Here is an 8,554-nt window from a genome sequence, read left to right as displayed (position 1 = left end):
ATCACCTTCCGCGCCACCCTGGCCTGGATCTCATGAACCACCAGACAGGCTCTAGGCCGCGGTGGCGCAGGCGACCGGCGAAGGTGCGCGAGGGTTCGATGAGGGTGGGCTGGACGTTGGCGCGGCGGCGGATGGTGGCGCCGCGCCCGACGCTGCGTCCGATGGGCATGGGTTCAGTCCTTCCGGGTCCGGCGTGCCCGCGTCACGGGGCGGCCGGTGGTGGTGTGGTGCCGGTCGTGCGCCGGCCCTAGGTCGTCGCCGGACGGACGGCGTCGGCGCCCGGGCAGCGCGGCGAGGGGAAACAGGGCCTGTTGAGCGGCGTGCTCGGCGCAGCGCGGTGGGCGGTTGTTGGGGGCGGTGTCGAGCCGAGCGGCGCAGACCTCACAGCGCGGCCCGGCCGGGGCGCGGCTCATGCGACCGCCCCCGAAGTCGCGGCCTGGTCGTCGCTCGCGATCGCGTGGGCGCGGAGGTCGGCGTAGAGCCGGTTGCGGTCGCCGGCCGAGAGGCCGCCGTAGACGCCGTAGCGCGCGGAGGGGGACTCGCGGCTCATCGCGTCGGCGAGACAGGCGGTGCGGACCGGGCAGCCGGCGCACACAGCCTTGGCCTGCTCGATCAGGGCCGTACCGGCATCGCCGGTCTCGGCGACCGGGAAGAACAGCTCCTCGCTCAACCCGGCGCAGGCGGCGTGCTCGTGCCAGTCCGGGACCGGGTCGCCGTCGAGCACCAGGTCCCGCACCAGCAGGCGGAGCCGTTCACGGGTCAGTCGGCGCGCGGTGCGGGTCGGTGTCGCCGCGGTGATCCTCGTGCGGCCGTGGCTGGTCGTGCTCATGCCGCACCGCCGATCGCCCGCTCCGCGACGGGCGGAAGCCAGCGGGCGGCGTGCTCGACGAACACACCCAGGGCCGCATGCAGCGAGCGCGCCGCTTCCAGCTCCTCGGCGGTCACCTCGTCGAGGCGCCGCGCGGTCAGGCTGAGCACCACCCGCCGCTCGCTGATCACGTCGAGGATCGGAGGCATGTCGTCGGGCAGGTAGACCTCAGCGCGCCCGACCGGGGTGAGTCGTACCGACACACCGGGCATCAGGCCGCCGCCTCGGTGCCGGCGGAGCCCTGCTGACCGCCGCCCTTGCGTCGGCTGTCGCCGCCGGGGGCGTGCATGCCGCGGGCGCGCAGGCTGAACGCGAGCTTCGGTCGCACACCGTTGGTGTCGAGGTAGGGCGTGACCTCCAGGCCCTCGAACTCCACCGGGCGAAACGGCAGCCCGGGCAGCGCCTCGGGCGGCACGGGCTGGACCTCGGCCGCGATCTTGACGTTCACCGAGCGCTCGTTCTTGCGGGCCTCCGGGTCCGGGTCGTGGACCCCGACCTCCCACACCAACAGCCCGTTGTCCTTGTCGACGGCCTGCACGAACTTGTCGCGGGTGGAGCGGTCGTAGTCGGGGACGGGCTCGGCGCCGTCGGTGGTCAGGAACGCGCCGTGGGGGAAGACGTCCCCCATTGAGACCTTGATTCGCCTCTTGATAGCCACGGTTCTGGCTCCTTCGTCGTGTCGTTCGCCCCATTGCGGGGCAGGTCCGACACTCCGCGGGAGGCCCGTTTCGTCACGACGGCGTGGCTGTCGCGTCCCGAACTTCTCTGTCCAATGTCGTTGCGTCTGTGTCTCGTCTCCACCTACTGTGAGATCTTCGGCGGCGAGAGCAGGGGGACGGCATGGGGCAGCCGGTGATGTTGAAACACCTGCTCCGCTCGCGGCACTGGCAGAGCTACAGCAGCTTCAACCGCGAGTACGACCGCGCCGCGAAGACCATTGACGAGAAGCTGGTCGGGACCGGCCCGAGCCGCGCCCAGCTCCACCGCTGGCAGGCCGGTGATCTCAAGGGCATGCCTTATCCGCATCACTGCCAGGTGCTGGAGGTGATGTTCCCGGGTGTTCCGGCGGCCGTCATGTTCGAGCCGGCCACCCACGGCGACGAGGATGGCGAGTCCGTGCGTCTGTCCGACGTCGTGGAACGCAGCCTCGACGCCTCGTCTGAGACGACAGGCTGGTCGGCGCCGATCCCAACGCAGCGCCCGACCCCGACCGTCGGGTTCCCGCGACCGGTCAGCGACCACAAGGACCCTGATGGGTCCCCCGCGTCCCTGGCCCGCTCGCTGCGGTTGTTGGGGCGACGTCTGCGGCTGTCGGACGACGCGGTCTCCCAGCTGGCCCAGCTCGCCGGCATGCCGGTCGATCTGGAGCTGGAGTGCACCGTCGACATTGACGCCGAGGGCTGGTCGACGATCACCTACCGGTTCGAGTTGCTCAACCTGACCGCGAACCCGATCAAGCGGATGCACCGCGAGCAGTGGTTCGAGACCACCGATGGGCCGTTGCGGATCGAGGCCGACCCCTCCACCGACCGCAAGCTGTCGATCCAGCGGATTCACGACACCGCGAACATGAGCAAGTTCGCGCTCGTGTGCTCGCCGGCCATCGAACCTGGCGAGGTCGGCACGCTGGCCTACTCGGTGCGCGGCGGCCGGTTCACCCATGACCATTTCTGGCGCCAGGCCAGCCCGCGCCACACGCGGCACTTCACGCTCAACATCCGTCACCACGGGGTGGACATGCTCGTCGGGTGCAGCGCGGTGGAGGACAAGGTCGACGGTTCTCAGGTCTCCGTGATCGACGACCTGGTGTGCGACGACGACGGCAGTGCGTTCATGACCGTCACTCGGGACTATCTCCAGCCCGGTGAGGCCGTCACCGTGCGATGGGAAGTGGCCCGTGGCGACGCGTGACGCCCTCGAACACCTCGTCCGCGCATGGGACGCGCACGAGGCCGGCACCGGCGGTGGCGCGATCGTCGACTACGACTGCGCCCCGCCCGCTGAGCCTGTTGCGCCGGCGTCGAATCGCTTCGCTGTCCTCGACCAGCTCGAGGAACTCCGCGCCGACGTCTCCCCGGGGCCGGTCGCAGATGCGATCGAGGCGCATCGCGCCTACCTGCGGTCCCTGCTCGGTGAGCACCCCGATCTGAGCACCTACGTCGCTGCCACTCAAGGCTGCGAGCCGCGCGGGTGGACCAGAGAGTACGTCGAGCACCGCGGCGACCTCGCCCGTGAAGCCCTCGCCGACCTTGGGGTTGCGTGGGGGCCGAACACCCGGGACGACCTCAACGCGCTAAGCGAGGACGTTCCCGCCGATGCGGCGGGCGACGTCATACGCAGCTACGCCGACAAGCACGAAGCCACGATCCGCGACCTCACCGGCGCGACCGCGCAGTTCACCTTGACCGTCGAGAGCGTCGACCTCGACGCCTACTGGTCCTACTGGCTCGACGGCGCCGGCCACGACGCCCGGTTGCGGATCAACACCCGCCGGGCCGCGTTCACCCAGCTCGAGGCCTACCGATTCGCGCTGCACGAGGTCCTCGGGCACGCGCTGCAGTACTCCAATCTCGCCGGAGTCGCTGAGACCAGCGACGTGGACTGGCCGCGTCTCCTCGCCGTCCACGCCCCGCATCAAGTCCTGTTCGAAGGACTCGCCCAGGTCCTCCCGTTGGCGGCCGCGCCGACCGACCCGGCCGTGATTGCGCGGACCCGGCTGGACCACTACACCCAACTCGTCAGCGCCGACCTGCACCGCGGCATCAACACCGGTCAGAGCGCCCGCGAGTGCTGGCACGAGGCACGCTCACGGGCGCCGTTCTGGACCGGCGGCGACGTCGCCGCACTTTTGCGCGACCGGACGCTCGACCCGCAGCTCCGGACCTACCTATGGGCCTACCCGGCCGGGATCGATTGGTTCATGAACCTCCACGAGGCCGGCGGTAGCCTGCTCGCGGAGGTGCTGCGTGACGGCTATCAGCGACCGCTTAGCCCAGGCGAGCTCGAACGGCGATGGTCGTCCGGACCACGGGTCGGCGGGAACGCCTGAGCTGTTCGTCTACGGCACCCTCGCCGTCGACAAGGTCGTCCGTGCCCTGATCGACCGCGTCCCGGCCCATGAGGACACGAGCGCTCCGGGATGGCGAGCCGCACGGCTTCCTGAGCTTCCTTACCCCGGTCTCGTTGCGGACAAGTCGGCTGAAGCACCGGGCCGGGTCTACACCGACCTCAACAACGCTGAATGGTCTTTGCTCGACGCGTTCGAGGACCCGACGTACATCGTGACCACCGTCGGCTTGCGCGACGGTCACCGAGCGCTTGCCTACGTCTGGCCGAATGAGACGCTCGACCAGAACTGGTCGGCGGCCAGCCTGGACTCGAACGACCTTGCTGTATATCTCACGCGCTGTCGGGCTTGGCGGGCTCGCTTCGAGGCGCGCCAGGTCTGACTTGTCAATAGGGGTTGGAGGACGATGGGGCGCAACGAGTTGCTCACCTGGCTGCGAAGCCGGGAGGGCATGTCTGTCCGGTGGAAAGACCTGTCGCGGCCGGAGCGTCGCCTCGTCAGCGCCCCAAAAGGTATCTACAAGCCCGCAAACTCACCGTACGCACTGACCGTACGTATTATGCGATCGAGCCCATACCGAGACGGTACAATCTTCTACGAAGGTGCGTCCTGGCGCTGCGCCTACCATCAAGAAGGCTCTGACCCGGACCGGCGAGACGAAGAATTTACGAACCGCGGGCTGATCGCATGCATGCGGGACGAGGTTGCCGTAGGTGTCCTCCAGGAGGAGCTTCCGACCGGAGGAAAAGTCGGCTATCACGTAGTCGGGCTGGCTGCGGTGCGCAGATGGACCGACGGGTACTTCTTCCTGGAGCATTTCTCCAAGGACCCAGGGGGCCGGTCAAAGGACACAGTGGCCCAAGTCATCGAATCAGAAGCACGCTCCGAGGCGGGAGCGCCGCCCGTGCCGGCGGATGACTACGATGCGCGGGTCAGGACTGAGCGGGAGATCGTGACCCGGCAGGGCAGCCGCGCTTTCCGATCGGCACTACTCGCTGCTTACGGAAGCCGATGTGCGGTGACGGGGTGCGACGTCGAGCAGATACTGGACGCTGCACACATCACGCCCTACCGAGGCTCCGAATCCAACTCGATCGCCAACGGCCTTCTGCTTCGTACTGATATCCACACGCTCTTCGACCGTCTCCTTCTCGCGATAGAACCGGGCTCCGGTCGAGTCGCACTCTCCCGTCAGTTAGCGTCGACCAGCTATTCGTGGCTCGACGGCGCGGTCGCACATGCAAAGGACGCCCTACTCGAGGGGTCGCAACGCAACGCTCTAGAGCGGGCTTGGCTCAAGTTCGAGCTCGAGGAGGCTGGACGTAATGCGCAATCTCATCGGTGACGAATTTCCGACGCCGTTCCTCGTAAGCGCCAGGTTTTCTGGTCGGTCCAGCCATGGGTGACCCCGGCGAGGGCTCTAAGACGAAGCTTCCCGAGCCTGACGACTGCCCCGTTTCCAAGCTCTACCTTGACACGGAGAATCCGCGCTTGCGAGAGGCCGCCGCCACCGCGAGTCAGGAAGAACTTGCCCAGCTTCTCGCAGGATATAATCTCGAGGAACTCGGCGAATCGATGGCGGAGCTAGGCTACTTCCGTCAAGAGCCGCTACTTGTTGTGCCGGACGATAAAGACCCGGACGCTTATGTGGTGGTTGAGGGGAACCGTCGCTTGGCTGCTCTTAAACTCTTAGCTGACGCATCCGCTCATCCGACTGACGGCGGAAATTGGGCGGAACTCGCACAACGTGCGCAGGAGAACGGCCATGACCTAAGTCAGGTCCCGATCCTCAAGTACGAACGCCGCGAGAACTTGCTCGAGTACCTCGGATTCCGACATGTCTCCGGCTTGATCCAATGGGAGTCCGAAGCCAAGGCCCGTTTCGTGCACCGCCTTATCGTGCACCATCGTTTCACGTTTGAGAAAGCTGCTCGGGTGATTGGTAGCAGGTCTGACGCGATTAGACGCCAGTTCGTCGCGTGGAGCACCCTGGAGCAGGCGCGGAAAGCGGGAATAGACGTTAGCTATGCGGTGGATCGCTTCGGCGTCTTCTATCGGGCATTGCAGAACCCTGCCATCCGGGCCTTCGCAGGGGTACAGGGCTGGACCGACGCTGAGCCTGCGGAGTTCTCTCCTCTTGAGTCCGACTCCTTGCCCGCATTCACTGAACTGCTAGGGTTCATCTTTGGGCCGGATCGAGTGATACGGGAGTCGCGACGGCTCGACGAGCTGGGGCGAGTGCTCGCCGAACCACTCACAGTTGAAATACTCCGTCAGTCGCGCGATCTCGACTCGGCAATTCGCGAACTACCGGAAGACCGAACGGCCCTTATCGCGGCCCTGCGAGTAGTTTTCCGCAGGCTCACCGTTGTCAACGGCCAGATCTTCGAGTTTGAGGGCGACGCAGACTTGCTAACAGAGGCGGAGCGAATTCAGAAGGTCGCGACCGTGATGATCGAGTCACTTCGCGGGTGATCTTAGTGTTTGATGTACCGGTAGCGGGGGCAGCATGGACGCCGAGCAAGCTCGCCGACTGGGTTGAGTGCCGAGTACTCTTCGGAACCGACCCGTTCCTCACTCGGGCCACGCTTCGCGACGAGATTGAGGAGGACCCCGGGACCGACGACATGGTCGAGTTCGACGTCGACGACTTCGATGACGACGAGGACGGTGAGGCGTCTCATCCAGACTTTGCTCTAGGAGCCGTCGGCCGCCTTCGATCGGCGGAAGGGGTCTCGCCGGCCGACCAACTATCGAGTGACGCCTTCGAAGTGTTGGAGGAACGGTCGCGGATCGTTGGTCCCGGGTACCCGTTTACTGTCGCCAGTGACCGTCTGACGCGCCGTCCTGATGACTGGAAAGGCGCACCAGCCTACAGCTTCATGCTCGCACTTAACGCTCGCGTTGTATACGGTCTCGATGTCGAGTTCAACAATGCTGCTCGCACATTCGAGAGACTGGTCGTACCCGCGATGGCCTCGTTCGTCGCGGGAGAAGCCGAGCGTATCGGGTGGCCTCGCGACCCTGAGAAGGTGGAGAAGGCGTTTGGGAAGAACCTGCGACGTATAGTCGGAATCATCGGGGAGCGGCTTAACCTGGCTCCCGAACGCATTCCAGCTCGCATTAAGGACAACGGAGTCGATGTCATCGCTTGGCGCACCTTCAAGGACAAGAGGCGTGGACAGTTAACCGTCTTGGCGCAGTGTGCGATTGGCAACGAGTGGCGAGATAAAGGTGTAGTTCTCGAGAAGTGGGCGCCTTACGTACACTTCGCTGTACGTCCAATCACGGTGGCCACCTTCCCATTCGTGCCGGACGCGATGAGTGAAATGGACGAGCAGGAGTTTGAGTATCTGAGTGCGAGCGTCGGTCTATGGTTCGACCGTCTTCGGCTTGCCGCTCATTTGAACGACGACGAGTTGGAGTCGAGCCTCAAGGACGAGATTGTCTCTTACGTCGAGCAGGTGCTAAGTGCGACCACGATCGAGACCGCCGCCGGGTCGGGCGCGGCGTAGAGGGTCATCCCGCCTCATTCGTCCTGGGGATCGATCAGTCCGTTGAGCCGCATCCGACGGATGATCTCCGGGGGTTCAGGCTCCTGAGCGCGCTCGATGATGAGGGCGCCGCTCCACCAGTCCAGTAACGCGGGCTCCATGGCTTCATCGAGCGCTGCCACAAGCTCGGATCGGGAGTTGTCACGATGGTTCCTCTGGGTGGCGCGCGGCTTCCGCCAGCTCCGGCGCGAACGGCGGTCCAGCGTGCGCATGGCAGCGTCGCTGCCTCTCTACCGTCTGCTCGCTCTCCTTCAGAACGGCCCGAATTGCCTGGGTAACCGCCTCCGTGGCGACGGTACCGCCCGTTACCGCATCGCGGTCGAGGGCGAAGGCCCATCGACGCAGCACCCCGCGGGTGACAGTGAGCTCGGCGGCGTCGTCGGCGGCGGACACAGCTACACCGAACCACAACAAGGTCCCCAACCTCGCGAGGTTTGGACCTTTCAGGACGACGGGTCGCGAAGCCGCTCAAGGCCGCGGGGCCGAGAATAGGACGGACCCGCCTCCGGCGGGGCATCTGTCGGCCCCGGAGCGTCACACGGGCTACCTCCCGATCAAGAGTGCTTCGCATCGCTACGCGACGGACTCCGTCCGCTCTTGACCGCGAGCCTCCACGCCCGTGTCCCCGCGCTCCAAGCGTGGCGGGGGCAGCGCCCGCCACCCCACCGGGGCCGACAGCCCCGCAGGGCTCTCAGCTCAGAGCCCGATCGTGCAGGGAAGGCCGTTCACGAGCGGATGTCCGGGGACGGGCTCACGTGTCGCTGTAGGTACGACCTGGCATGTCGTTGGTCCGGCGCGTCGGACCGATCGCTCATCTCAGGGAGGGACCACCCTCCGGGCTTGTCAGCCGCCAAGCAGACCAGCCCGGAGGGGGCCACCCGTGATCCCGGGGGTCCTGGCCCCTCGCCGCCTCGGACGTTGGGGCGCAGACCGAGTGACGAGTGCTCACCATCGAGTGCCCCACATGCGCGAGGTGGCGAGCCCCGTCAACCGACCCGCTCTGCACCGCCGACGTCCTGAACGGCCCAAGCGGTCTCGGACCTACCCTCGCTCAGTCTGGGAGTC

10 protein-coding genes are annotated in these 8,554 nt (G+C 66.4%); 6 read left to right on the top strand and 4 right to left on the bottom strand.

Annotation, left to right across the window (positions count from 1 at the left end; translation table 11 throughout):
* Positions 1-409 precede the first annotated feature (409 nt).
* From PH189_RS12110 to PH189_RS12100, 3 genes are read right to left on the bottom strand one after another with little or no spacing between them, the layout of a single operon-like run.
* Complete coding sequence (locus tag PH189_RS12110; RefSeq protein ID WP_274189034.1) at positions 410-829, bottom strand: WhiB family transcriptional regulator; 420 nt, start codon at positions 827-829, stop codon at positions 410-412.
* Entirely contained in the window at positions 826-1,071 is a 246-nt protein-coding gene (locus tag PH189_RS12105; RefSeq protein ID WP_274189033.1) for a hypothetical protein, read from the bottom strand. Before PH189_RS12105 ends, PH189_RS12110 begins: the two co-directional genes overlap by 4 nt.
* Before the next feature lie 8 nt (positions 1,072-1,079).
* Positions 1,080-1,496, bottom strand: coding sequence for a plasmid replication, integration and excision activator (locus tag PH189_RS12100; protein WP_274189032.1), 417 nt, complete (start codon positions 1,494-1,496; stop codon positions 1,080-1,082).
* A gap of 212 nt (positions 1,497-1,708) precedes the next feature.
* Here PH189_RS12100 and PH189_RS12095 point away from each other — a divergent pair, with 212 nt between their 5' ends.
* The 6 genes from PH189_RS12095 to PH189_RS12070 are packed head-to-tail and all read left to right on the top strand — an operon-like array spanning position 1,709 to position 7,450.
* Positions 1,709-2,779, top strand: coding sequence for a hypothetical protein (locus PH189_RS12095; RefSeq protein ID WP_274189031.1), 1,071 nt, complete (start codon positions 1,709-1,711; stop codon positions 2,777-2,779).
* Positions 2,766-3,917, top strand: a complete 1,152-nt coding sequence (locus tag PH189_RS12090; RefSeq protein WP_274189030.1) for a hypothetical protein — start codon at positions 2,766-2,768, stop codon at positions 3,915-3,917. The genes PH189_RS12095 and PH189_RS12090 overlap by 14 nt, the downstream gene beginning before the upstream one ends.
* A complete protein-coding gene (locus PH189_RS12085; RefSeq protein ID WP_274189029.1) occupies positions 3,835-4,317 on the top strand; it encodes a gamma-glutamylcyclotransferase family protein in 483 nt (160 codons plus the stop codon). The genes PH189_RS12090 and PH189_RS12085 overlap by 83 nt, the downstream gene beginning before the upstream one ends.
* Positions 4,318-4,341: 24 nt before the next feature.
* Entirely contained in the window at positions 4,342-5,280 is a 939-nt protein-coding gene (locus PH189_RS12080; RefSeq protein ID WP_274189028.1) for an HNH endonuclease, read from the top strand.
* A 53-nt stretch (positions 5,281-5,333) separates the two neighbouring features.
* Positions 5,334-6,410 (top strand): ParB N-terminal domain-containing protein, encoded by a 1,077-nt coding sequence (locus PH189_RS12075; protein ID WP_274189027.1) that lies wholly within the window; start codon positions 5,334-5,336, stop codon positions 6,408-6,410.
* A gap of 5 nt (positions 6,411-6,415) precedes the next feature.
* The gene (locus tag PH189_RS12070) at positions 6,416-7,450 is read left to right on the top strand and encodes a hypothetical protein (RefSeq protein ID WP_274189026.1); all 1,035 of its coding nucleotides are present in this window, start codon (positions 6,416-6,418) and stop codon (positions 7,448-7,450) included.
* 14 nt (positions 7,451-7,464) lie between these two features.
* Here PH189_RS12070 and PH189_RS12065 read toward each other — a convergent pair whose 3' ends face one another.
* Entirely contained in the window at positions 7,465-7,701 is a 237-nt protein-coding gene (locus tag PH189_RS12065; RefSeq protein ID WP_274189025.1) for a hypothetical protein, read from the bottom strand.
* Positions 7,702-8,554: the final 853 nt, after the last annotated feature.

The organism is Actinomycetospora chibensis (genome assembly GCF_028737215.1).
Classification (GTDB): domain Bacteria; phylum Actinomycetota; class Actinomycetes; order Mycobacteriales; family Pseudonocardiaceae; genus Actinomycetospora; species Actinomycetospora chibensis.
This window is presented reverse-complemented; position numbering and strand designations above follow the sequence as displayed.